The 23,665-nt window shown below is 71.9% G+C and carries 23 protein-coding genes; 15 read left to right on the top strand and 8 right to left on the bottom strand.

The genetic code is table 11. The annotated features are described in order from the left end of the window. The 3 genes from dxs to ACWC5C_RS23450 are packed head-to-tail and all read left to right on the top strand — an operon-like array spanning position 1 to position 4,543. Positions 1 to 1,911 (top strand): 1-deoxy-D-xylulose-5-phosphate synthase, encoded by a 1,911-nt coding sequence (gene dxs, locus ACWC5C_RS23460; protein ID WP_450878158.1) that lies wholly within the window; start codon positions 1 to 3, stop codon positions 1,909 to 1,911. Then, a complete protein-coding gene (locus ACWC5C_RS23455; protein WP_450878156.1) occupies positions 1,908 to 3,308 on the top strand; it encodes an aspartate aminotransferase family protein in 1,401 nt (466 codons plus the stop codon). The genes dxs and ACWC5C_RS23455 overlap by 4 nt, the downstream gene beginning before the upstream one ends. Positions 3,309 to 3,328: 20 nt before the next feature. After that, positions 3,329 to 4,543 (top strand): serpin family protein, encoded by a 1,215-nt coding sequence (locus tag ACWC5C_RS23450; RefSeq protein WP_450878154.1) that lies wholly within the window; start codon positions 3,329 to 3,331, stop codon positions 4,541 to 4,543. A gap of 14 nt (positions 4,544 to 4,557) precedes the next feature. On the opposite strand, the gene ACWC5C_RS23445 is transcribed toward ACWC5C_RS23450, so the two are convergent. After that, positions 4,558 to 5,373, bottom strand: coding sequence for a tyrosine-protein phosphatase (locus tag ACWC5C_RS23445; RefSeq protein ID WP_450878152.1), 816 nt, complete (start codon positions 5,371 to 5,373; stop codon positions 4,558 to 4,560). A 173-nt stretch (positions 5,374 to 5,546) separates the two neighbouring features. Between ACWC5C_RS23445 and ACWC5C_RS23440 the strand changes: the two genes are divergently transcribed. After that, entirely contained in the window at positions 5,547 to 7,679 is a 2,133-nt protein-coding gene (locus ACWC5C_RS23440; RefSeq protein WP_450878150.1) for an alpha-galactosidase, read from the top strand. Between the two features lie 66 nt (positions 7,680 to 7,745). Continuing rightward, entirely contained in the window at positions 7,746 to 8,540 is a 795-nt protein-coding gene (locus tag ACWC5C_RS23435) for an SGNH/GDSL hydrolase family protein (RefSeq protein ID WP_385442625.1), read from the top strand. A gap of 49 nt (positions 8,541 to 8,589) precedes the next feature. On the opposite strand, the gene ACWC5C_RS23430 is transcribed toward ACWC5C_RS23435, so the two are convergent. Continuing rightward, positions 8,590 to 9,033: an ATP-binding protein gene (locus tag ACWC5C_RS23430; RefSeq protein WP_234364982.1), complete on the bottom strand. Its 444-nt coding sequence runs from the start codon at positions 9,031 to 9,033 to the stop codon at positions 8,590 to 8,592. Between the two features lie 136 nt (positions 9,034 to 9,169). Here ACWC5C_RS23430 and ACWC5C_RS23425 point away from each other — a divergent pair, with 136 nt between their 5' ends. The 3 genes from ACWC5C_RS23425 (at position 9,170) to ACWC5C_RS23415 (ending at position 11,225) form a co-directional block, all read left to right on the top strand. After that, complete coding sequence (locus ACWC5C_RS23425) at positions 9,170 to 10,036, top strand: helix-turn-helix domain-containing protein (RefSeq protein ID WP_450878147.1); 867 nt, start codon at positions 9,170 to 9,172, stop codon at positions 10,034 to 10,036. Positions 10,037 to 10,039: 3 nt separating this feature from the next. Continuing rightward, entirely contained in the window at positions 10,040 to 10,291 is a 252-nt protein-coding gene (locus ACWC5C_RS23420; protein WP_385442628.1) for a DUF397 domain-containing protein, read from the top strand. 190 nt (positions 10,292 to 10,481) lie between these two features. Beyond that, a complete protein-coding gene (locus ACWC5C_RS23415) occupies positions 10,482 to 11,225 on the top strand; it encodes an SAM-dependent methyltransferase (protein WP_450878295.1) in 744 nt (247 codons plus the stop codon). On the opposite strand, the gene ACWC5C_RS23410 is transcribed toward ACWC5C_RS23415, so the two are convergent. The 6 genes from ACWC5C_RS23410 to ACWC5C_RS23385 all read right to left on the bottom strand — a co-directional run bounded on the left by ACWC5C_RS23410 (position 11,198) and on the right by ACWC5C_RS23385 (position 17,413). Continuing rightward, complete coding sequence (locus ACWC5C_RS23410; protein WP_450878145.1) at positions 11,198 to 12,073, bottom strand: STM4011 family radical SAM protein; 876 nt, start codon at positions 12,071 to 12,073, stop codon at positions 11,198 to 11,200. The genes ACWC5C_RS23415 and ACWC5C_RS23410 overlap by 28 nt on opposite strands. Positions 12,074 to 12,090: 17 nt before the next feature. After that, positions 12,091 to 13,437 carry an STM4012 family radical SAM protein gene (locus ACWC5C_RS23405; RefSeq protein WP_450878143.1) on the bottom strand — a complete coding sequence of 449 codons (1,347 nt, stop codon included), beginning with the start codon at positions 13,435 to 13,437 and terminating at the stop codon, positions 12,091 to 12,093. Further along, positions 13,434 to 14,237 (bottom strand): STM4013/SEN3800 family hydrolase, encoded by an 804-nt coding sequence (locus tag ACWC5C_RS23400; protein WP_450878293.1) that lies wholly within the window; start codon positions 14,235 to 14,237, stop codon positions 13,434 to 13,436. Before ACWC5C_RS23400 ends, ACWC5C_RS23405 begins: the two co-directional genes overlap by 4 nt. 67 nt (positions 14,238 to 14,304) lie before the next feature. Continuing rightward, positions 14,305 to 15,471 (bottom strand): STM4014 family protein, encoded by a 1,167-nt coding sequence (locus ACWC5C_RS23395; protein ID WP_450878141.1) that lies wholly within the window; start codon positions 15,469 to 15,471, stop codon positions 14,305 to 14,307. Next, entirely contained in the window at positions 15,419 to 16,396 is a 978-nt protein-coding gene (locus ACWC5C_RS23390; protein WP_450878139.1) for an STM4015 family protein, read from the bottom strand. Before ACWC5C_RS23390 ends, ACWC5C_RS23395 begins: the two co-directional genes overlap by 53 nt. Before the next feature lie 54 nt (positions 16,397 to 16,450). Continuing rightward, entirely contained in the window at positions 16,451 to 17,413 is a 963-nt protein-coding gene (locus ACWC5C_RS23385; protein ID WP_450878137.1) for an STM4015 family protein, read from the bottom strand. Between the two features lie 173 nt (positions 17,414 to 17,586). On the opposite strand from ACWC5C_RS23385, the gene ACWC5C_RS23380 reads away from it, so the two are divergent. From ACWC5C_RS23380 to ACWC5C_RS23350, 7 genes are all read left to right on the top strand, one after another. Further along, positions 17,587 to 17,913, top strand: a complete 327-nt coding sequence (locus tag ACWC5C_RS23380) for a hypothetical protein (RefSeq protein ID WP_450878135.1) — start codon at positions 17,587 to 17,589, stop codon at positions 17,911 to 17,913. Positions 17,914 to 17,947: 34 nt separating this feature from the next. Further along, on the top strand, positions 17,948 to 19,051 hold the full coding sequence (locus ACWC5C_RS23375) for a DUF6745 domain-containing protein (protein ID WP_450878291.1): 1,104 nt from the start codon (positions 17,948 to 17,950) through the stop codon (positions 19,049 to 19,051). A gap of 100 nt (positions 19,052 to 19,151) precedes the next feature. Next, positions 19,152 to 20,066 (top strand): glycoside hydrolase family 19 protein, encoded by a 915-nt coding sequence (locus ACWC5C_RS23370; protein ID WP_385442646.1) that lies wholly within the window; start codon positions 19,152 to 19,154, stop codon positions 20,064 to 20,066. 53 nt (positions 20,067 to 20,119) lie between these two features. Next, positions 20,120 to 20,986 carry a GNAT family N-acetyltransferase gene (locus ACWC5C_RS23365; protein WP_450878132.1) on the top strand — a complete coding sequence of 289 codons (867 nt, stop codon included), beginning with the start codon at positions 20,120 to 20,122 and terminating at the stop codon, positions 20,984 to 20,986. Positions 20,987 to 21,130: 144 nt separating this feature from the next. Beyond that, positions 21,131 to 22,345: an MBL fold metallo-hydrolase gene (locus ACWC5C_RS23360; protein ID WP_450878130.1), complete on the top strand. Its 1,215-nt coding sequence runs from the start codon at positions 21,131 to 21,133 to the stop codon at positions 22,343 to 22,345. A 99-nt stretch (positions 22,346 to 22,444) separates the two neighbouring features. Beyond that, the gene (locus tag ACWC5C_RS23355) at positions 22,445 to 23,293 is read left to right on the top strand and encodes a chitosanase (RefSeq protein ID WP_450878128.1); all 849 of its coding nucleotides are present in this window, start codon (positions 22,445 to 22,447) and stop codon (positions 23,291 to 23,293) included. A 58-nt stretch (positions 23,294 to 23,351) separates the two neighbouring features. After that, positions 23,352 to 23,660 (top strand): trypco2 family protein, encoded by a 309-nt coding sequence (locus ACWC5C_RS23350; RefSeq protein ID WP_450878126.1) that lies wholly within the window; start codon positions 23,352 to 23,354, stop codon positions 23,658 to 23,660. Positions 23,661 to 23,665: the final 5 nt, after the last annotated feature.

Here is a 23,665-nt window from a genome sequence, read left to right as displayed (position 1 = left end):
ATGCCCTTGCTGGAGAACATCCGGAGCCCGCACGACCTGAAGGCGCTGACCGGGGAGGAGCTGGCCGCGCTCGCCCGGGAGATCAGGGAGTTCCTGATCACCGCGGTCGCCAGGACGGGCGGGCACCTCGGCCCCAACCTGGGCGTCGTCGAGCTGTCCATAGCCCTGCACCGCGTCTTCGACTCGCCGGTGGACCGCGTCCTGTGGGACACCGGCCACCAGTCCTACGTCCATAAGCTGCTCACCGGCCGCCAGGACTTCTCCAAGCTCCGCGGCAAGGGCGGGCTCTCCGGCTATCCGTCGCGCGCCGAGTCCGAGCACGACGTCATCGAGAACAGCCACGCCTCCACCGTGCTGGGCTGGGCCGACGGTCTCGCCAAGGCCAACGAGACCCTCGGCCGCACCGACCACGTGGTCGCGGTCATCGGCGACGGCGCGCTCACCGGCGGCATGGCCTGGGAGGCGCTCAACAACATCGCCGCCGCCCGCGACCGCCCGCTGATCATCGTCGTCAACGACAACGAACGCTCCTACGCGCCCACCATCGGCGGCCTCGCCGGCCACCTCTCCACCCTCCGCACCACCGACGGCTACGAACGCTTCCTCGCCTGGGGCAAGGACGTCCTCCAGCGCACCCCCGTCGTCGGACAGCCGCTGTACGGGTCGCTGCACGGCGCGAAGAAGGGGTTCAAGGAGACCTTCGCGCCGCAGGGCATGTTCGAGGACCTGGGGCTGAAGTACGTCGGACCGATCGACGGACACGACATGGCGGCGGTCGAGGGGGCGCTGCGCCGCGCCAAGCGGTTCCACGGCCCGGTCCTGGTCCACTGCCTCACCGAGAAGGGGCGCGGCTACCGGCCCGCCCTGGAGGACGACGCCGACCGCTTCCACACGGTCGCCGCGATGGACCCGCTCACCTGCGCGCCCCTCATCCCCTCCGGCGGCCGGTCGTGGACGTCGGTGTTCGGCGAGGAGATGGTACGGATCGGGGCCGAGCGGCCCGATGTGGTGGCCCTCACCGCCGCCATGCTCGACCCGGTGGGCCTCGCGGGCTTCGCCGAGGCGTACCCGGACCGGGTGTGGGACGTCGGCATCGCCGAGCAGCACGCGGCGGTATCGGCGGCCGGGCTCGCCACCGGCGGGCTGCACCCGGTCTTCGCCGTCTACGCGACCTTCCTGAACCGCGCCTTCGACCAGCTGCTGATGGACGTCGCCCTGCACCGCTGCGGTGTCACGTTCGTCCTCGACCGGGCCGGGGTCACCGGCACCGACGGGGCCAGCCACAACGGCATGTGGGACATGTCCGCCCTCCAGGTGGTGCCCGGTCTGCGGATCGCCGCCCCGCGCGACGCGGACCAGCTGCGCGCCCAGCTGAGGGAGGCGATCGGCGTGGACGACGCGCCGACCGTCGTCCGCTTCCCCAAGGAGTCGGTGGGGCCCGCCATTCCGGCCCTGGAGCGGGTCGGCGGGATGGACGTGCTGCGCCACGGGGAGGACGTCCTGCTCGTGGTGGCCGGGGTCATGGCGCCGGTCGGGCTGCGCGCCGCCGAGCTGCTGGCCGAGCGCGGCATCGGCTGCACCGTGGTCGACCCGCGCTGGGTCAAGCCCGTCGACCCGGAGCTGCCCGCGCTCGCGGCCCGCCACCGCGCGGTGGCCGTCGTCGAGGACAACGTACGCAGCGGTGGGGTGGGCGCGGCCATCGGCCAGGCGCTGCGGGACGCGGACGTGGACCTGCCGCTGCGGACCTTCGGCATCCCCGAGGCGTTCCTGCCGCACGCCAAGCGCGCCGAGGTGCTCGCCGACATCGGACTCACGCCCGCCGAGATAGCGGGCCACATCGGTGCGGCCCTCGCCCGTATCGATGCGCGCACCGCCGCCGGGGAGGCCGCCGCCAAGGAGAGGGACGCATGACAGCAGCCGAGCAGCGCTCGGGTTTCGACGTGGGCGAGCTACTGGCCAAGCGCGGGTCCGAGCGCTACGACCTGCACACCCGGTACCTCAACCACCAACTGCCGCGCATGCTGCACACCATCGGCTTCGACAAGGTCTACGAGCGGGCCGAGGGCGCGTACTTCTGGGACGACGGGGGCCAGAACTATCTGGACATGCTCGCCGGGTTCGGGGTGATGGGCCTGGGCCGCCACCACCCCGTCGTCCGCAAGGCGCTGCACGACGTACTGGACGCCTCGCTCGCGGATCTGACCCGCTTCGACTGCCAGCCGCTGCCCGGGCTGCTCGCCGAGAAGCTGCTCGGCCACGCCCCGCACCTGGACCGGGTCTTCTTCGGCAACAGCGGTACGGAGGCCGTCGAGACCGCGCTCAAGTTCGCCCGCTACGCGACCCGCAAGCCCCGCGTCCTCTACTGCGAGCACGCCTTCCACGGGCTCACCACCGGCTCGCTGTCGGTCAACGGCGAGGACGGCTTCCGCGACGGCTTCGCACCGCTGCTGCCCGACACCGCCATCGCGATGGGCGACCTGGGCGCGCTGGAACGGGAGCTGGCGCGCGGGGACGTCGCCGGGCTCGTCGTCGAACCGATCCAGGGCAAGGGCGTGCACGAGGCGCCGCCGGGCTTCCTGCGGGCCGCGCAGGAGCTGCTGCGCCGCCACAAGGCGCTGCTCATCGCCGACGAGGTACAGACGGGGCTCGGCCGCACCGGGGACTTCTTCGCGTACCAGCACGAGGACGGCGTCGAACCGGACCTGGTGTGCGTCGCCAAGGCGCTCTCCGGCGGCTACATCCCGGTCGGCGCGACCCTCGGCAAGGACTGGATCTTCAAGAAGGTCTACTCGTCCATGGACCGGGTGCTGGTGCACTCCGCCAGCTTCGGGGCCAACGCCCAGGCCATGGCGGCGGGGCTCGCCGTCCTCGCCGTCATGGAGGACGAGCAGATCGTCGCGAACGCCCGCCGCACCGGCGAGCTGCTGCGCGACCGGCTCGCCGCGCTGATCGACCGCTATGAGCTGCTGCACGACGTACGCGGCCGGGGGCTGATGATCGGCATCGAGTTCGGCAAGCCGTGCTCACTCGGGCTGCGCGGCCGCTGGGCGATGCTGCAGGCCGCGCGCAAGGGCCTGTTCGCGCAGATGGTCGTGGTGCCGCTGCTGCAGCGCCATCGCATCCTCACCCAGGTCTCCGGCGACCATCTGGAGGTCATTAAGCTGATTCCGCCGTTGATCATCGGCGAGCGGGAAGTGGACCGTTTCGTCGAGGCGTTCACGGCGGTCATGGATGACGCACACGGGGGCGGCGGGCTGATGTGGGAGTTCGGGCGGACTCTCGTCAAGCAGGCGGTCGCCCACCGCTGACGAGAGTGGGGGACCGGGAAATGGCCGACGCGACCGCGACAGAGGCCGTCAACGCGCTGACCGGGCGGTGGGTGCGGGCCGTCGTCTCGGACACGGAGTCCACGGCCCTCACCGGCCCCGGGGTCTGGCCGCTGCTCGCCCTGCTCGCGGGCGCCGCCGACGGCCCGGCCCGCGCCGAGCTGGAGAGCGCGCTCGGCGTCGGCGCGGACGGCGCGACGGCGCTCGGCCGCGAGGTCGTGGAGGCGATGGGCGCGATGGACGGCGTGGCGGCGGCCACCGGACTGTGGACCCATCGCGACCTGCCGGTACGGCCCGAATGGGAGGCTCAGCTTCCGCAGGGCGTACGGGGCCTCCTGACCGGCGACTCCGAGCGCGACCGCCGGGAGCTGGACGCGTGGGCCGCCCGGCACACCGACGGCGCGATCGCCAAGATGCCCGCGCCGCTGACGCCCGACACCCAGCTGGTGCTGGCCGGGGCGCTCCTGCTGAAGACGGCCTGGCGGCTGCCGTTCCACCCCGGGATGCTGACGCCTACGAGCGGGCCGTGGCACGGCCGGTCGCTGGCCGGTCTGCGCCGGACGACGGACGATGTGGACGGGGTGCTGCGGGTCATCCCCGAGACCCCGGCCGGACCGCTCACCCTGTCCGGGGTCGCGGGCGACAACGGGCTCGACGTCCACCTCGTCCTCGGCGCCGAGGGCGTACCGGGCGGCCAGGTGCTGGAGGCCGGGATCGGCGCGGTGGCCGGGCGGTACCCGGGGTGGGGCGGCGCGTCGCTGCCGTACGGCGAGGTGGGGCCCGGCGTCGCGGTCGAGGCGGCTCCGAGCTGGGACGACACCCCGACGGTCGCCCTCACCACCCCGCAGTTCACCGTGTCCGCCGAGCACGATCTGCTGCGGCACGCGGAGCTGTTCGGGCTGGGCAGCGCCCAGGACGACTCCCGGGGACACTTCCCGGGGATCAGCCCGAGCCCGTTGGCGATCTCCTCCGGGCAGCAGTCCATCACCGCGTCGTTCAGCGCCGAGGGCTTCTGGGCGGCGGCCGTGACCGCGCTGGCGATGGCGCCGGGCGGGGGCCCGCCGCAGCGGACGGCGAAGCGGATCTCGGTGACGTACGACCGCCCGTTCGGCTTCCTGGCCGTGCACCGGGCCAGCGGTCTGGTGCTGACGGCGGGCTGGGTCACCGAGCCCGAGGCGGGGGTCGACACACCGTGGGGTCCTCCGGGCCTCGGCTGACTCGCCCGGTCGCGTCAGCCGGTGAGCATCCGCTCCCGCAGCCGCATCCGCTGCGGGGCGGTCAGGCCCAGGCCCTCGGCGAGATAGCGGTCGGGGGTGCCCCAGGTCTCCTCTATCGTCTCGAAGGCCGCCGCGAGATACGCGGGGCGCGCGTCGAAGAGCGGGCTCAGCAGGTCCAGCACCTCCGGGGACATGGGGTCGGAGCCGTCCGAGGGGCCCTTGCGCCAGATCTTGTAGCGCCGGTGGGCGGCGGCCGACTCCAGATAGTCGGCCTCGATGGCCTCCCGCTCGACCCCGAGCGCCAGCAGGGTCACCGCGACCGAGAGACCGGCCCGGTCCTTGCCCGCCGAACAGTGCATCAGCGCGGGCGAGCTGTCCTCCGCCATGGCGCTGAGCACCCGGCCGTGCTCGACGATGCGGCTGGTGATGATGGCCCGGTACGCGTTGATCATCCGCCGCTCGGCGCGCCCGTCGTCCAGCAGCTCGCGCAGGGTGTTGAGGTCGCCCTCGCGCACCATGGTCCAGAACCCGGCGCCGTCGGCCGGGTCGGACAGCGGGAGGTTCACGTTCCGCACGCCGGTGAGGGAGACGTCCGGGCCCTCCAGCTTGATGTCGGCCGCGTTGCGGAAGTCGAAGACGGTGTGCAGGCCGAGCGAGTCGAGGAAGGCCGCGTCGCTGTCGGTGGCGTGGGCGAGGTGGCCGCTGCGGAACAGCACGCCGGGCCGTACGCGACGGCCGTCGGAGGTCGGCAGCCCGCCGACGTCGCGGAAGTTGCGGACCCCCACCAGCTGGGGTTCGGCCTGCGGGACCTGCGGCGACGGCTGCGTCACGGGCGCTCCTCACGATCGAACCGCCACGCCGCTCGTCGACGAGGCGGGCTCTGCTGACCATACGACATTGGGTTCCTGCTGCAATCAGTTCGGCCGACCGTGACGCAGGCCATTGCCGTGCGAACGCACCCTGCCCGATGATGTTGATACCTGTTGGGAATTGGGGACGTGTGATGATTGAAACCGGCGGAAACGGTCGGCTCTGGCTGCTCTCGGGGCGACGCGGCAGCTACGCCCTGCACCTCACCGACGAGGACGCCCTGCTCCATCTCCACTGGGGCCCGCGCCTCACGGTCCCGGACGCCGAGGCCCTCGCCGCCGAACCTCTGCCCGCCGACCGAGGCTTCGAATCACCGCTGGACGGGCGCGAGGAGTACCCGGTCGAGGGCGGCCCGCGCTTCGTACGCCCCGCCCTGTCCGTCCGCTCCGTCCGCGCGGCGGGCGTACGGGGCACCGAGTGGCGCTTCGAAGAGAGCGCCATCAGCGGCGATGAGCTGCGGCTGCGCTTCCACGACCCGCTCCACCACCTCGACATCACCCTCCACTACCGGATGCGGGACGACGGCGACGTCATCGAGCGCTGGACGACCCTCACTCACGCCCGAGCCCACACCGGCACCGAGGGCGACGCCCCGCTGGAGCTGCTGCGCGCCGACTCCGCCGCCTGGTCGCTGCCGGTCGGCGAGCACCGGCGGCTGAGCCATCTGTACGGGCGGTGGGCCGCCGAGAGCCAGCTCGCCCGCACCGACCTCACCCCCGGCGAGAAGGTCATCGGCAGCCGCCGTGGCCACACCAGCCATCAGCATCTGCCCTGGATCGCGATCGACGACGGGACGGCCACCGAGGAGAGCGGCGAGGTGCACAGCTGCGCGCTCGCCTGGTCCGGGTCCTGGCGGATCGCCGTCCAGCGGCTCGCCGACGGCACCGTACAGACCGTCGGCGGCGTCGGCCACGACGAGTCGGGGCTGCTGCTCCTGGCCCCCGGCGAGTCGTACACCACCCCGGTCTTCGCGGGGCTGTGGACCGACGGCGGCTTCGGGGCCGCGAGCCGCGCCTGGCACGCCTGGCAGCTCGCCCACGTGATCCCCGGCGCGGACGAGGACCGGCCGGTCCTCTACAACTCCTGGGAGGCCACCGAGTTCGAGGTGAGCGAGGAGCAGCAGCGCTCCCTCGCCCGGCTCGCCGCCGGTCTCGGCGTCGAGCTGTTCGTTGTCGACGACGGCTGGTTCGGGTCCCGTACCAGCGACCGGGCCGGGCTCGGCGACTGGACCCCCAACCCGGACCGCTTCCCGCACGGGCTGAAGCCGCTTGCCGACGAGGTGCACGCGATGGGCATGCGGTTCGGCATCTGGGTCGAACCGGAGATGGTCAACGCCGACAGCGACCTCTACCGCGCCCACCCCGACTGGGTGCAGCACCACCCCGGCCGCACCCGCACCGAATTCCGCAACCAGCTGGTGCTCAACCTCGCCCGGCCCGATGTCCGCGCGTATCTGTGGGAGCGGCTGGACACCCTGCTCAGCGGCGCCCCCATCGACTATGTGAAGTGGGACTTCAACCGCTCCTTCACCGACCCCGGCTGGCCCGGCGACCCGTATCCGCAGCGGCTGGGCATCGAGCATGTCCACGGGCTGTACGAGCTGCTGGAGCGGCTGCGCGCCGCCCACCCCGGGGTCGCCTTCGAGTCCTGCTCGGGCGGCGGCGGCCGGATCGACCTGGGCGTCCTCGGCCGCACCGACCAGGTGTGGACCTCGGACAACACCGACCCGCTGGACCGCCTCGCCATCCAGCACGGCTTCAGCCAGCTGCACCCGGCCCGGGTGATGGCCGCCTGGGTCACCGACAGCCCCAACGTCATGGGCAACCAGCGGCAGAGCGGGCTCCGCTTCCGCTTCATCAGCGCGATGGCCGGGGTGCTGGGCGTCGGCGGCGACCTGACGAAGTGGAGCGAGGCCGAACTGACCGAGGCCCGCGACTGGGTGGCGCTCTACAAGCGGATCCGGCCCGTCGTCCAGCACGGTGAGCAGTACCGGCTGCGGCCGCCGGGCGGCGGCGGGCTCAGCGCGGTGCAGTACGTACGCGGCGAGGAGACCGTGGTGCTGGCGTGGCTGCACGCGCAGCGCTTCGGCGAACCCCCGCTCCCGCTGCGGCTGCGCGGCCTCGACCCGGCCGCGCAGTACGAGGACCTGGCCACCGGGACCGTCCACCGAGGCGCGGTGCTCGCCCATCACGGTCTGCGCACCGGGCTGCGCGGCGACCTGGACGCCGCCGTATTCCACCTCCGCCGAACTGACCAGGTGGGATAACTCACCCCTGGTCAGCGGCTGGTTACGGTCGCGTAGGTCACCTGTTCGGGTGAATGATGTCCGGATGTGGCAGACGATTCGCAAAGACTCAACCGTGAAGTGATCGGGTCGTACGCAGCCATCGGGGACAGTTTCACCGAGGGCGTTGGCGATCCCGGACCGGACGGCGTGTTCATCGGCTGGGCCGACCGGCTCGCCGTCCTGCTCTCCGACCGACGGCCCGAACACGATTTCCGCTACGCCAACCTCGCCGTGCGCGGCCGGCTCCTGGATCCGATCGTCGAGGAGCAGGTGCCCCGGGCGGTCGATCTCGGCCCCGACCTGGTCACCTTCTGCGCGGGCGGCAACGACATCCTGCGGCCCGGCAGCGATCCCGACGATGTCGCCCGGCGCTACGAGGCCGCCGTCGCCGACCTCACCTCCCGGGTGCCCACCGTGCTGTTGTGCACCGGCTTCGACACCCGGGGGATCCCGGTCCTCCGCCATCTGCGGGGCAAGATCGCCACGTACACCGCCCATGTGCGGGCGATCGCCGACCGCTACGACTGCCCGGTGCTCGACCTGTGGTCGCTGCGCTCGGTGCAGGACCGGCGGGCGTGGGACGACGACCGGCTCCATCTGTCGCCGGACGGACACACCCGGGTCGCGCTGCGCGCCGGTCAGGTCCTCGGCCTTGAGGTGCCCGCCGACCCCGACCAGCCGTGGCCGGACGACGGGCAGCGCACCCCGGCCGAGGTGCGCCGGGACAACATCCACTGGGCGCGCGAGTATCTGGTGCCGTGGATCGGGCGGCGGCTGCGCGGGGTGTCGTCCGGAGACCATGTGGAGCCCAAGCGCCCGGACTTGCTGCCGCTGCGGTGAGGGCGTTCGCCGCAGCGTTGAGGGTGTTCGCCGCTGAGGTGAGGGTGTTTCAGGCCAGGTAGGCCCATACGGCGCGGCCCGCGCCGCCCGTGTGGGGCCGTACGCCCCAGGCCTGGGACAGGGCCTCGACCAGCATCAGCCCGCGTCCGCCCTCCTGGTCCACGCTCACCGACGACCGCGCCTGCGGCACCGTGCGCGCGCATCCCTGGTCGGCCACTTCGAGCCGCAGCCGGGTCCCCATCAGCTGCAACGAGCAGCGCACCTCATCGCTTGAGGTGTGCCGGACCGCGTTGGTGAACAGCTCGGAGACCACCAATTCGGCGCTGTCACGGGTGTCCTGGTCGACACCCCATGAGCGCAGCCGCAGGACGACATGCCTTCTCGCCTCCGCGACGGACGTGCTCAGCGCCGGGAGACGAAACGCGTCCTGAAGGCACGCAGCGACCGTCGAGCCGCTGTGCCCTAACCGGAGAGCCTCGTAGGAAGGAGCCACACCGTAACTATGCTCTGTCACGATCGCTTGTGACAAGGTTCAGTCTGTAAATTACAGAATCGCAAGGACAGACTGTTCCGAAAGCTGAGCCCGTGCCAGACTGCTGTGCTGTGACAGTAAGTGGAGGGGGACGATAGTGGCGGATGCGCGGTCGGGCGGTGCCCCGACCGTCCTGCGGGTCGTGCTCGGCAAGCGGCTCCAGGACCTTCGCGAAAAGTCCGGACTCTCCTTCGAACAGGCCGGGCGGGCGCTCGACGTCACCCATGCCACGATCCGGCGCATGGAGAAGGCCGAGGTCGGCCTGAAGCTCCCGTACGTCGAGAAACTGCTGCGCACCTACGGCGTCACCGACCCCCAAGAGGTCGAGGCCTTCCTCTCCCTCGCGAAGGAGGCCAACAAGAACGGCTGGTGGCACCGGTTCCGGGACGTCCTGCCCGACTGGTTCAACACGTTCGTCAGCCTTGAGGTCGAGGCCAACCTCATCCGGGCCTACGAACCGCACTACATCCCCGGGCTGCTGCAGACCGAGGACTACTCCCGCGCGGTGCTCCGCGCGGGCATGCCGCACGCCCCCGAGACGGAGATCGAGCGCAACGTCGCGCTGCGGATGGAGCGGCAGGCCCTGCTGCGCCGCCCGGATCCGCCCATGCTGTGGGTGGTGATGGACGAGACGGTGCTGCGCCGTCCCATCGGCGGGGCCGAGACCATGCGGGCCCAGATCGGGCGGCTCATCGAGGTCGCCGACTCACCCCAGATCAGACTGCAGGTCATGCCGTTCGACGCCGGACCGCACCCGGCGATGTACGGCCCCTTCCATATCTTCCGGTTCCCGATCCCGGAGCTGCCCGACATCGCGTATACGGAGACGCTCGTGAGCGGCTCCTACTTCGACCAGCGCGATGATGTCTCGGCGTTCCTGGAGGCCCTGGACCGGATGTGCGCGCAGGCCGCGCCTGCACAGACCACTCAGGCCATTCTGAGTGGCATTCGCAAGGAGATCTGAACGATGGATCGCATATGCGCGAGCCGCGTCTACAGCGGCATGCCGGCCAGGGACCTCGGTTCCGAGGGCTGGCACAAGCCGTGGAGTGGTGGCAATGGGGGAAGCTGCGTCGAGGCGATGAGGCTCAAGGACGGCCGGGTGGCGCTGCGCCAGTCGACCGACCCGGACGGACCGGCTCTGATCTACACGCACCTGGAGATGAAGCGCTTCATCCAGGGGGCGAAGGCGGGCGACGCCGACTTCCTCCTCTTGTGACGCCCGGGCGCGACGAGGGCGACCGAGGGCGGCCGCGGGGGAACGAGGGGGACTGACAAGGGGACATGGTGTGACCGACCGACCAGCAGCGGACCAGCGATTACCCGGCCAGCGATTATCCGCGTCGCGCATCTCCGGTACGGGGGTGTCCGGCCAGGACATCGACACCAGCAGACCGCATCCGGCCCGGATGTACGACTACTACCTGGGGGGAAAGGACAACTACGAGATCGACCGCGAGGCCGCCGAGCGCATCATCGGGCAGTCCCCGGACATCCTCGACAGCGCCCGCGCCAACCGCGCGTTCCTGCTGCGCGCCGTCCGTACGGTGGTGGCGAGCGGCATACGGCAGATCATCGACATCGGGACGGGCATACCGACCTCGCCCAACACCCATGAAGTGGCCCGGGAGATCGCCCCGGACACCCGCGTGGTGTACATCGACAACGACCCGATCGTCGCCGCGCACGCGGACGCCAAGCTGACCAGCACCCCGGGCACCCACTTCGCGCTGGCCGACACGCGCGGACCCGCCGACATCCTGGCGCATCCGGCGGTGCGCGACAACATCGACTTCACCGAACCCGTGGCACTGCTGCTGGTCGCGGTCCTCCACTTCGTCTCGGACGCGGAGGATCCGGCGGGGATCATCGCCACCCTGACCGAGCCGATGGCCTCGGCAAGCCATCTGGTCATCAGCCACGGCACCCTGGACTTCCACGGCCCCGACGAGGTGGCCGACGCGGTGTACCGGAAGTCCACCGCAGAGCTGAGCCTGCGCCGTCACGCCGAGATCCTTCCGTTCTTCGACGGGTTCACGCTGCTCGAACCGGGGCTGGTGCGGGCGCCGCTGTGGCGCCCGGACGGGCCGCCGCCCGAGGCCGGGGCCCATGGGTCCGTCGGCATCTACGGCGGCGTCGGGCGCAAGGACTGAACGGGGAGGCGGGCGGGGATCCGCTCCAGGACCCCGCCCGCGAACACGTCGTACAGCGGCAGCGACTCCAGATGGACGTAGCCGATGTGGCAGTCGCACACGGCGAGCGGACAGGCCCGGGGCCGCAGCGCCGCCCGGTACGAGCCGTCGTACAGATTGCCCAGCTCCGTGCGGACGAAGTGGCAGCGGCGCACCGTGCCGTCGCCGTCCACCGAGATCACCGAGGCGCCGGTCCGGCACGGCAGACCGGCGCTCCGGTGCGGATGGCGGCTGTAGCCGAAGAGCGGATCGAGCGCCGTCCAGTCGGCGGCCTCCGCGTCCGTGTAGGTGTGGCCGTCCGCCGCGTTCACCCACAGATAGACCTGCTCGGGCAGTTCGGCGCGCAGCCTGCGGGCCGCGTCGAGATGGTCCGGGAGACCGACGATCCCCACGCTGTGGCGTATTCCGCGCGCGGCCAGCTCCCGGCACTTGGTCAGGAACCGGTCGTACGGCGTCTGGCCCGGGTGGTACGTGCACCACAGCGCGAGCGTGTCCGGGTCGGCCCCGGCCGTCCAGTCGGTGCGGCAGCTCAGATTGGTCTGGATCGCCACCCGCTCGATGTGCGGAAGACGGCTCAGCTCGGTGAGCGCGCGGCGGTACCAGGAGCGCGTCAGCCCCTCGCCCCACGGCGTGAACAGCACCGACAGCCGGTCGCCCGACTGCTCCCTGGCCCACGCCGTGAAGCGCTCCAGCGCGGCCCGGTCAGCGCGCAGCGCCTCCCGGCTGTCGCGCCGCTTGGCGAACGGGCAGTACGGACAGTCGTAGTCGCAGGAGGCCAGCGGGCCCCGGTAGAGGATGGTGAGATCCATGTTCTTGGTGTCTCGGCTCACTTCGCCTCGTACGCGGCCATCGCGGCGCGCACGGCGGGGGAGAACAGCTCGGGGCCGAGCGCGTCGGAGTGCGCCAGGCCCTCCGGCGACAGCCTCAGCCTGCCGTGGGGCGGGGCAGGGTCCAGCCAGCCGCGCGCGGCGAACCGGGCCAGCTCCTCGGGGAAGTCCTCGGCCGGGTCGGCGGCGAACCGCGCCCGGTACGCGGCCACGTCCAGGCCCTCGGCCTGCAGGACGGACTGGAGCAGATGGCGGCGGCGGGCCTCGTCGCCGGTGATCGCCCGCCCGTGCTCGGCGTGGCCGAAGTCGGCCTCGGGGCGGGAGACATAGTCGTCGATGATGCCGCGTATCTCGCGCATGTCGACCGCGTAGTCGAAGGAGTAGTGCAGCCCGGAGGTGTACGAGCGGGCGCCGCAGCCCAGGCCGATCATGCCGTCCGTCTGGCAGGCGTAGTCCTCGCCGCCGGACGCGGGGGCGGGGGTGTCCGTACGGCGGAACATGCGCATCGAGACCTGCTCATAGCCGCGCGCGAGGAGATGGTCCCGGCCCAGCCGGTACAGCCGCAGCCGCCGCTCGTCCCACTCGTCATCCGTCTCGGCGGCCTCCTTGCGGCCGAGGCCGGTCAGCGGGCGGACGTAGAGGGGATAGAGATACAGCTCCTCGGGGTGCCAGGCGAGGGCCGCGTCCAGGGAGCGCAGCCAGCTGCGCTCGGTCTGGCCGTCGATCCCGTAGATCAGGTCGATGTTGAGGACGGGGATGCCCGCCTCGCGGATCCGGGTCAGCGCGGCCTCGACATCGGCCCGGCGCTGCGGCCGGACCGCCGAACGCGCCTCCGCGTCCACGAAGCTCTGCACACCCAGGCTCAGCCGTGTCGTACCGCGCGCGGCGAGCACCGCGAGCCGGTCGGCGGTGGCGGTGGCCGGGGACGCCTCGACGGAGAGCGGCACGGCGGCCAGATCCGCGCCCATCCGCTTCTCGGCGATGTCGCACAGCCGCTCCAGCTCGGCCGCCTCCAGAAACGTCGGGGTGCCGCCGCCGAAGGCCGCGGCGGCGAACCGGGCCCCGTCCCCGAGCGCGTCGGACACCGCGTCCGCCTGGCGCTCCAGGGCGTCCAGATACGCCGTGGTGAGGCCGTCCGGGGCGCCGATCCGGGTGAAGAGATTACAGAAGCCGCAGCGCACCTCGCAGAACGGGATGTGCAGGTACAGCGACAGCGCGTCCTTCGGCTCGTCCGCCCACAGCCCGCGCAGCGCGGGCCGGTCCGGCAGCTCGTCGTACGCGGTCTTGTGCGGATAGGCGTAGACGTACGACTGGTACGGGCGGACGGTGGTGGTGGTGATGGTCATGGGGTCCCAAGGAAGAAGTGGGTGTACGGCACGGTCCAGACGGCCTCGTGGCCGAGCCGGTGGCCGGTGTAGCCGCCGTCGCCGTACGCGGTGCCGTGGTCGGAGCAGACGATCGCGAAGCCGGGGCCGCGGCCGCTCATCGCGGTGAAGAGACGGCCGATGTGGCGGTCGACGTACTCCAGCGCGGCGGCGTGGGAGGCGCGGGTGTCCCCGCTGTCGCGGGTCGCGCCCGGCAGATGGAACCAGTTGGGCTGGTGCAGTGCGGACACGTTGATGAAGAGGAACAGCCGCCGCTCCGGGGCCAGATCCCCGATGACCCGCTCGGCGCAGGCGATCTGCGCCTCGAAGGAAGTGGGGGAGGGGACGCCGAACTCCGGCTCCCAGTGGCTCTCCTGGAAGTAGCCGGGCAGCACCGAGCCCATCGGGGGCCGCTTGGTGAAGAAGCCGACACCGCCGATACACACCGTGTGGTACCCGGCCGCCGCGAGCCCGGTCACCAGATCCGGGGCGTCGTAGACGTACGTACCCTCCGCCGTGGTCTCGCTGCCCGCGAAGCGTGCCGCGAACAGCCGCGGGTGCGGGCCCGGCCGGGCCGGGGTGGGCAGGAATCCGGCGAACATGGCCTGGTGGGAGGCGTAGGTGAAGCTGCCGGGGGCGTGCCGCTTCTCCCAGACCCCGCCCGGCATCCGGGCGGTCAGGTGGGGGAGCCGCCCGGCGGCGGCGAGTTCGGCGGCGACGTCGTAGCGGAGGGTGTCGAGGGTGACCAGCAGCAGATCGTGGCTGCCCACGACCGCGTTCATATCAGGCTCGGCCAGGGTCGGTTCAGACACTTCTGGTTCAGACACTTCTGGTTCAGACAGTTCCGGTTCAGGCATCGTGGCTTGCCTCCCCGGGTGCGCGGATCACGGCGGCGATCTGCGCCGCGTACGTGTCTTGGCCCTCGGCGCCGCTGCCGGGCAGCCCGGTCAGCCGGGGCAGCAGATCGCCGAAGGCGTTGACCTCGCCGACCGCGAACCGCCGCCACCCGGTGCCGGGCAGCAGATCCACCCCGACGCACAGGGTGTCCGGGAAGCAGGCCGCCGCCCGCTCCGCCGTGCCCAGCACCGTGCGCCACTCCACCCCGGCCCCCTCCGCGGCCGCGCGGGCGGCGGCCAGATCGCCGCGTACGCCCCCGAGGTGGAGATTGGTCATGGGGGAGCGGCTGGTCCGCACGACGGCGTGGGTCGCCCGGCCGCCGATCACCACCACCCGCAGATCGGCGGCGCGCTTGTGCTGGGACGCCTTGGGCAGCCAGCGCTCGATGTGCAGCCCGTCCGGGGCCAGCGTGTCCAGGATCGCGGCGATCTCCCGCTCCGTGTCATACCGCCGCACCCGCAGCGAGTTGAAGAGCGCGCCGTCCTCCGCGCGCTCCACCGAGGTGGTGGCGCGGATGCGGCCCGGGCCCGCGTACTCGATCGCGAGCACCCCGGAGGCGGACGAGCCGTGCGCGAGCTTGATGAACGCGCGGTGCATCCCGCCCTCGCCGAGCGCCGCCCGTACGTCGTCCCAGCCGCGCACCGGTGGCGCCCCGGGACCGGAGGTCGGCGAGAACGGTACGGGGACACCGGCCGCGTCCAGCACCCCGTGGCACAGCCGCTTGTCGAACAGGACGGCCAGCTCACCGGGGTCGTCCAGCAGCGTCGCGTCCGCCGTGTGCGCGGCCTTCGCGACGGCCCGTACGGCGTCCATGAGCCGGGCGTACCAGCGGGCGGTGCCCTCGACCCGGGTCGGGTCCCCGGCGCCCCGCAGCAGCGCGTCCACCTCGGGGTCCTCGCCGGGCGAGTCGATCCGTACGGTCTCGCCCGGCTCGAACTCCACGCCGCCGCACAGCACATCGCGCCAGGCCAGCACCCGGGGCGCGGCCAGCCCGGCGGCCAGGGCGGCGTCGGTGAACATCTCCACGCGGCGATGGCCGGGATTGCCGACGACGGCGAACCGTGGGCTATTCGGAGACGGCGACAAAGCGGAACTCCTCCTCACCGTCACCGAGGTCATCCCAGACATCGGTCTTTTCCGGATCCGAGACGTCGACCGCGACCCCGGACGGCTCCAGGGCGTCGCACATCCGGCGCGTCATCGCGTCCGACAGATAGTGGTGGTGCAGGTCGAGCCGCTGGAGGTGGGTGAGCGGCTGGCCGTCGAGCAGTGCCGCCGCGCCCTCGTCGCCGAGCGTGCCCATGGACAGGTCGAGCGAGGTGAGCTGGGCGACGACGGGTGCGGCGGCGACGGCGGCGGCGATCTCGTCCTGGATCTCGCTGTCCTGCAGCCCGAGATGGGTCAGCGCGGGGAAACGGCCACTGGTGAGGATCGGCGCGAGATCGGCGACCGTGGCATCACCCCCGTACTGCTCCACCCCCAGCCACAGCGCGAGGTGTTCCAGCCGGGGCAGTTCGCTCGCGCCCACCGCGCGGACGATCTCGCCCGGCAGCCCGCCGGACTCGAACCTCAGCGACCGCAGCCGCTCGTGGCGCACCGGCCGGAAGCCGAGGTCTCCCATGCCGCAGCCGCGCACCGTGAACTCCTCCAGGAGCGGGTACGCCGCCAGGACGGGCGTGACGTCGTCCATCGGCAGCCAGGACAGCTCGCACTCCTCGGACATCACGTCGGCGAGGAACAGCCCGCGCAGCGCGGGCAGCCGGTCGGCGGAGGCGATCAGGGCGTCGAGCACCGGACGCACAGTGGAGTAGTCCTCGCTGCCCCACCAGCTGCCGACGATCACTGCGCGGACATGCTCGGCCGCCACGGTGTCCAGGAAGTCCGCCCACAGCTCGATGAACGGGCGGCTGTCCTCCCAGTCGAGGGAGAGCCGCCAGGCGACCGAGTCGGCGGGCGGCAGATCGTCGGCATCGGCTCCGATATCCGTGCTGGCGAAGTCGGAGACGGGCAGACCGGCGAAGGACTCCCGATGATGGCCGATCATGGCTGGATGCTCCTCACCTAAATCCTGATGTCTGTGGTCGGGTGCGGGCGGCCGTCACTCGGCGACGGCCGTGTAGCGGTCGACTTCGCCGTCGTATTCGTCCTCGTCGCCCTTCTCGGACAGTGCGACCTCCACCCCGGACGGCCCCAGGGCGTCGCGCAGCCGCTGCTCCAGCGCCTCCGAGAAGTAGTTGTGGTCCAGGTCGAGCCGCCGGAGGTGGGTGAGCGGCTGGCCGTCGAGCAGCGCCGCCGCGCCCTCGTCGGTGAGCACGCCCATGGACAGATCGAGCGAGGTGAGCTGGGCGACGACGGGCGCGGCGGCGACTGCGGCGGCGATCTCGTCCTGGATCTCGCTGTTCTGCAGGCCGAGATGGCGCAGCGCGGGGAAGCGGCCACCGGAGAGCAGCGGCGCGAGGTCGCCGACGGTGGCATCGCCTCCGTAACCCTCGACGCCCAGCCACATCTCCAGGTACTCCAGGGCGGGCAGCTCGCTTCCGGCGACACCGCGCACCACCTCGCCGGGCAGCCCGCCGGTCTCGAAGCGGAGCCTGCGCAGATTCTGGTGGGTGACGACAGGGAACCGCAGGCCGCTGCCGCCGCGGATGCCCAGCTCCCGCAGCCCGGGGTAGGCGTCCAGGACCGGGGTCACATCGGACTGCTGGATCCAGGAGATCTCGGCCTCCTCCGGCTCCAGATCGCCGATGAAGACCGCTTCGAGGGCGGTCAGCCGGTCCTTGGCGGCCACCAGCAGGTCGACGATCATCGCCGAGTCGTCCTCCTCCTCCGCCTCGCCCCACTGGCCGATGATGAGCGCCCGCACCCGGGAGGGGGCGACCGTGGTCAGGAACCGCTCGAAGCGCTCCTCGAAGTTCTCGTCCGACTCCTCGGTGTAGGGGTTGTAGGAGATGCGCCAGGCCGCGGCCTCCGGTGCGGGCAGCCGTGACTCCTCCTCGTCGGGGCGCGGGAAGTCGAAGGCCGGAAGGCCGTGCAGTTCTGTCAGGTGGCCGATGAAGGACATGGGCGCGAGTTCTCCTGGTGGGTTCGATGGGGCGTGATTGATTCCCCACGGTGTGCGAAGAGTTGTATCAAGCGCCACCGACAGCCGCCCTGGCGGCTGTTGATGGCGGGCGTTGTCGGCGGCGTTGTCGGACCCCCTGCGTACCGTCAGGACCATCGACGGAAGGGGAGGGCATGTACCGACAGGGAGACGTCCTGATCGTGCCGGTGGCGCGGGAGTCGCTGCCGCCGGGCGCCGACGCGCTGCCGCAGCAGCCCAGGGACGGGCGGGGGCGGCTGGTGCTGGCGCTCGGCGAGGTGACCGGGCACGCCCACGCGGTGGTCGGGCCGGGCACGCTGGTGCGCGAGGCGGGGCCGTTCGGCGCCTCGTATCTCCATCTGCCGGACGGCGGGCGGGTGGTGCACGAGGAGCACGCGGCGATACCGCTGCCCAAGGGGTGGTACCGGGTGGTGCGTCAGCGGGAGTACGTGCCGGGCGCCGTGCGCGTCGTGGCGGACTGAGAGCGGGGGACGAGGACTCATGACGATGACGCAGATGGCGTTGGGTGTGGACTGGCGCGCGGTGGCCGCGGCGACCGGGCACGCGGACCGGGCGGCGGCTGAGGCGGGCATCCGGCTGGCGTACGAAGCGGCAGGGCTGGCGCCGCCGGAGCGGATCGTGTGGACCGGCTCGCCGCTCGCGGCCACGGTGGTCGCGCTGCTGCTCACCGGGCAGGGGGAGGGGCTGCCGGGCGACGTCGCCGAGCGGGCCGCCGACACCCTCGCCGCCGCCGGGATCGAGCCGGTGGCGGGCGCCGCGGGCGCCTCGGTGCGGGACGCCGTGCGCACCCGCCCCTGGGCGCGCGCCCGGGAGCGGGCTCACACCGCGCTGGGCCCGTCCGGGTGGGCCGAGCGCTGGACGCTGACGGGGGCGCCGCTGTGGGACGTCACCCGGGCGCTGACCGAGCGCATCCGCACCGGCGTCATCGAGTCCCTGGCGGAGGGTTCGCGCACGGAGCGCGCGGACCAGGAGACGGCCATCCGGCTCGCCCTGCTGGACGCGGTGCTGGGGCAGCACGACGCGCCCTGGCTGGCCTCCGTCGCCGACGATTCGGACGGCGGGCTCGACGGGCCCGCCGAGGTCGCCCGCGCCGCCGGGTGGTGGTGGCCGTACGAGAAGGCCGTGGTGATCGCGGAGCGCCCGGTCGAGCTGCACCGCGACGAAGCGGGCCGCCTCGACCGCGGCGACGGCCCCGCGCTGGCCTTCCCCGACGGCTTCGCGCTGTACGCCTGGCGCGGTATGCCGGTGCCCGCGGCCTTCCTCGACCAGCTGGGTGGGCTGACCCCGGACCGCATCCGCGCGGAGGAGAACGCGGAGCTGCGCCGGGTGATGCTGGAGCACTACGGCTACGAGCGCTATCTGGACGAGTCCGGGGCGCAGCCCGTGCACCGGGACGAGACGGGTGTGCTGTGGCGCATCGACCTGGTGGACGACGAGCCGGTGGCGATGGTCGAGGTGGTCAACTCCACGCCCGAGCCGGACGGTACGAGCCGTACGTACTGGCTGCGCGTCCCGCCCCGCACCCGGACCGCCCGTGAGGGCGTGGCCTGGACCTTCGGCCTGGACGCCGAGACGTATGTGCCGGAGCGCGAGACCTGAGCCGGACGCTCACACCCCACATCGGCTTGGTCTGGACCTTGACTGGTATAGACCAAGCCGATTGAGTGTCCTCCGACAACACGAGCATTGGGGTGGTCTCATGTGGAGAAGACGCGCCACGACGTGGTTCGCCGCGCTGGCGGCGGTGTGCGCCTTATTGTTTGGCATGCCCATGGCTTCCGCATCGGCGGATTCGGCCGACGCGGCGGGCACGGCCGCACCCGCGGCCTGCACCTATCCGAACTGGGTCGCGGGCAAGTGGTACGTGACCGGTGACATCGTCCGGTACACCGACGGCAAGTACTACCGCGCCGAGCACGACAACCCGGGCTACGACCCGGTGATCAGCACCTGGTACTGGGAGCCGTTCGACTGCGGCGGCGGGGGCGGGAACTCCGGCTTCGTCGTGAGCGAGGCGCAGTTCAACCAGATGTTCCCGAACCGGAACGGCTTCTACAGCTACCAGGGCCTGACCGCCGCCCTGAGCGCCTACCCCGGCTTCGCGAACACCGGCAGCGACACCGTGAAGCGGCAGGAGGCCGCCGCCTTCCTTGCCAACGTCAGCCATGAGACCGGCGGTCTCGTCCACATCGTCGAGCAGAACCAGGCGAACTACCCGCACTACTGCGACGGGAACCGGCCGTACGGCTGCCCGGCGGGCCAGGCGGCGTACTACGGCCGCGGACCGATCCAGCTCAGCTGGAACTTCAACTACAAGGCCGCGGGCGACGCCCTGGGCATCGACCTGCTGGGCAACCCCTGGCTGGTGCAGAACGACTCCGCGGTGTCCTGGAAGACCGCCCTCTGGTACTGGAACACCCAGACCGGCCCGGGCACCATGACCCCGCACAACGCCATGGTCAACCAGCGCGGCTTCGGCGAGACCATCCGCAGCATCAACGGCAGCCTGGAGTGCAACGGCGGCAACCCGGGCCAGGTGCAGAGCCGGATCAACGCGTACCAGCGGATGGTCCAGATACTCGGCACCACCCCGGGCTCGAACCTGAGCTGCTGATGCGGCGATAAATAAGGTGCGCCGGGCGTGCCGCGCCCGCCAGCCTGGGACGCATGCCGTGGACGACGACCTCCGACCTCGATGCGTTCCAGGCCGCCGCGGGCGCGTTCCTGCGCGCCCGCCCGGTCCGGCACACCCTGCTCCTCACCGTCGTCTCCTCGCTGGCGGCGGCGGGCAGTGGCCGTTACGGCGACCAGCCGCCGGTCTACGGCTGGTGGCGGGCGCCCTCGGGCGCCGTGGACGGTGCGTACGTCCGCACCCCGCCCCGTCCGCCGCTGCTCTCCGCCATGCCCGCCGAGGCGGCGGACGCGCTGGCCCGCACCCTGGCCGGGGCGCGTCTCACCGAGCCCCGTCTCACTGGGGTGAACGGCGTACGCCCCGTCGCCGAGGCCTTCGCGGACGCCTGGGAGCGGCACACCGGGGAGGTCCGCCGGGCCGAGGACGTCCAGCGGCTGTACCAACTCGACACCCTGACCCCGTCCGGGCCCGCGATACGGGGGCGGGCCCGGGCGGCCACCACCGCCGACCGCGATCTGCTGCTGAGCTGGTACGCGGCGTTCGGCCGCGACACCGGAGCGCTGCCCGAGGACGAGGTGGCGCGCACGGTGGACGACCGGCTCAGCCACCACGGCGCCCTGCTCTGGGAGGTGGACGGCGAGCCGGTGGCCACCGCCGCGGTGAGCCGCACGGTCGCGGCCACCGTCCGGGTCTCGTTCGTCTACACCCCGCCCGAGCTGCGCGGACACGGTTACGGAGGCGCGGTCACGGCCGCCGTGAGCCGGGCGGCGCGCACGGCGGGAGCCGAGCGGGTGCTGCTCTTCACCGACCTGGCCAACCCCACCAGCAACGCCCTCTATCAGCGGATCGGCTACCGCCCGGTCGAGGACCACCTGCTGCTGACGTTCACCGGTGATCGCTGACGTTCACACGCCCTGAAAACGAGCTGAACAGACCCGGTGCCCCCTTCCGGAACAAGGTCACCCATCGGGAGAGTTGTCACAGTGCAGCAGCACAACAGCACAGGCCATGGGGTGCCCGTCGCTCCCCATCACCCAGGAGGTGCCGTGACCGGTTCCAGCCCCCAGCGTGCCCGGCTCGCCGCAGCCCTGCGCCCCGCCGCCTTCGGGGCGGACCCGGCCGGGGAGCGGATGGAGCGCATCCGGCAGTCGCCGAACTTCGCGAACGGTGTGTTCACCAACCCCGGCGGCAACGGCCGCACCGCGCCCTCGGGCTCGATGCTGAAGTTCCTGCCCACGTACTTCCGCAAGGAGAACCGCATACGCCGGGCGCCCGCCGGGACCATTCCGGTGTACCCCACCACCCTCGCCGAACTGGCGGCCCCGCCCGCCTCCGGGCTGCGGCTGACCTGGATGGGCCACTCCAGCGTGCTCGCCGAGATCGACGGGCGGCGGGTGCTGTTCGATCCGGTGTGGGGCCAGCGCTGTTCGCCCTTCGCGTCCGTCGGGCCCAAGCGGCTGCACCCGGTCCCGGTGCCGCTCCGGGAGCTGGGACCGGTCGACGCGGTCGTCATCTCCCACGACCACTACGACCACCTGGACATGCCCACGATCCGCGCGCTGGTGCGCACCGGCACGGTGTTCGTCGTCCCGCTCGGCGTCGGCGCGCACCTGGAGCGCTGGGGCGTACCGGCGGACCGGATGACGGAGCTGGACTGGCACGAGTCCACCGATGTGGCCGGGCTGCTGCTCACCGCCACCCCCGCCCGCCACTTCTGCGGCCGCGCGCTGCGCAACACCCAGCACACCCTGTGGGCCTCCTGGGTGGTGGCCGGGCCCGAGCACCGGATCTTCCACAGCGGGGACACCGGCTACTTCCCCGGCTTCGCGGAGATCGGGGCGTCGTACGGGCCGTTCGACGCGACCATGATCCAGATCGGTGCCTACAGTGAGTTCTGGACGGACATTCATATGACGCCGGAGGAGGGCGTCCGCGCCCACCTCGACCTCCAGGGCGGCGAGCCCACCCGGGGGATCATGCTGCCGATCCACTGGGGCACCTTCAATCTGGCCCCGCACCCGTGGGAGGAGCCCGCCGAGGGCACCGTCACCGCCGCCCGGGCGGCGGGCGCGAGCGTGGCCGTGCCGCGCCCGGGGCAGCCGTTCGAGCCGGGGCGCGGGCTGCCGCTGGAGACGTGGTGGCGGGCGGTGGCGGTGCCGGGCGCCGCCGGGGGCGCCCCCGACGAGGTCCGTACGCCCACGCCTCCGGTCCGTAAGTCGGACGGCGACACCGACCAGCCGGTGCCCATTCCGCAGCCTTAGTAGGCGAGTTGAGTCGAAAGCCTTGTGGGTGGTGTGGCGCGCTCGCTTCAATGGTTAGGAAACATTCCTAACGGACGGCTCAAGCGAACGGAGTCCCCCATGTCCAGAAGGATCGGTCTGACGGCGGCGGCCGTGGCCTTACCCGCCGCGCTGGTGTTCACCGGCGTCGGCATCGGAGTCGGAGTGGGCCAGGCCGCCACCCCCGTACACTCCTCGGCGCAGGAGACGGGCGTGGCGGCCAACCTGGACGATCCGGCCAAGAAGGAGATCGCCATGAAGCTGGTCTCCAGCGCCGAGAACTCCTCGCTGGACTGGCGCGGCCAGTTCAAGTACATCGAGGACATAGGCGACGGCCGCGGCTACACCGCCGGGATCATCGGCTTCTGCTCCGGCACCGGCGACATGCTGGAACTCGTCGAGTACTACACCGAGAAGAAGCCCGGCAACGTCCTCGCCAAGTACCTCCCCGCCCTGCGCAAGGTCAACGGCAGCGACTCCCACAGCGGCCTCGACCCCAACTTCACCAAGGACTGGAAGACGGCCGCCGCCGACAAGGTGTTCCAGGACGCCCAGGAGCACGAGCGCGACCGCGTCTACTTCAACCCGTCCGTCAAACAGGGCAAGGACGACGGCCTGGGCACGCTCGGTCAGTTCATCTACTACGACGCGATCGTCATGCACGGCCCGGGCAGCAGCAAGTACAGCTTCGGCGGCATACGCAAGACGGCCATGTCCAACGCCAAGACCCCGGCCCAGGGCGGCAACCAGACCACGTATCTGGGCGCCTTCCTCGACGCCCGCAAGAAGGCCATGCAGAGCGAGGAGGCGCACAGCGACACCAGCCGGGTCGACACCGCGCAGCGCGTCTTCCTCAACGCGAAGAACTTCGACCTGAACCCGCCGCTGAAGTGGAAGGTCTACGGCGACTCCTTCGAGATTCCGTCCTGACCGGCGGTGTCGGTGTCCCCTTGTAGAGTTTTGTCCCGCGTGACAACGAGGGGGGACCATGGTGGAACTGTCGGAGATGATCCGTGAGTTGCGGGCGCAGCTCACGGCCGCGGCGGCGGAGGGCGCGGGGGAGTCGCTGCGGTTCGACGTCGGCCCGATCGAGATCGAGGCCACGGTCGCGGTCACCAAGGAGGCGGGCGGCGGCGGGAAGGTCCGCTTCCTTGTGGTCGAGGCCGGTGGCGACGCCAAGTACGCCTCGTCCGAGACCCAGCGCATCACCCTCACCCTCCAGCCGACCGCCCCGGGCGCTGACGGCACCCGTACGACGGCCAGGATCTCCGGCGCCGAGGTGACCGGCGAGCGCTGACCGAT

Source organism: Streptomyces sp. NPDC001700 (genome assembly GCF_053596435.1).
This window is presented reverse-complemented; position numbering and strand designations above follow the sequence as displayed.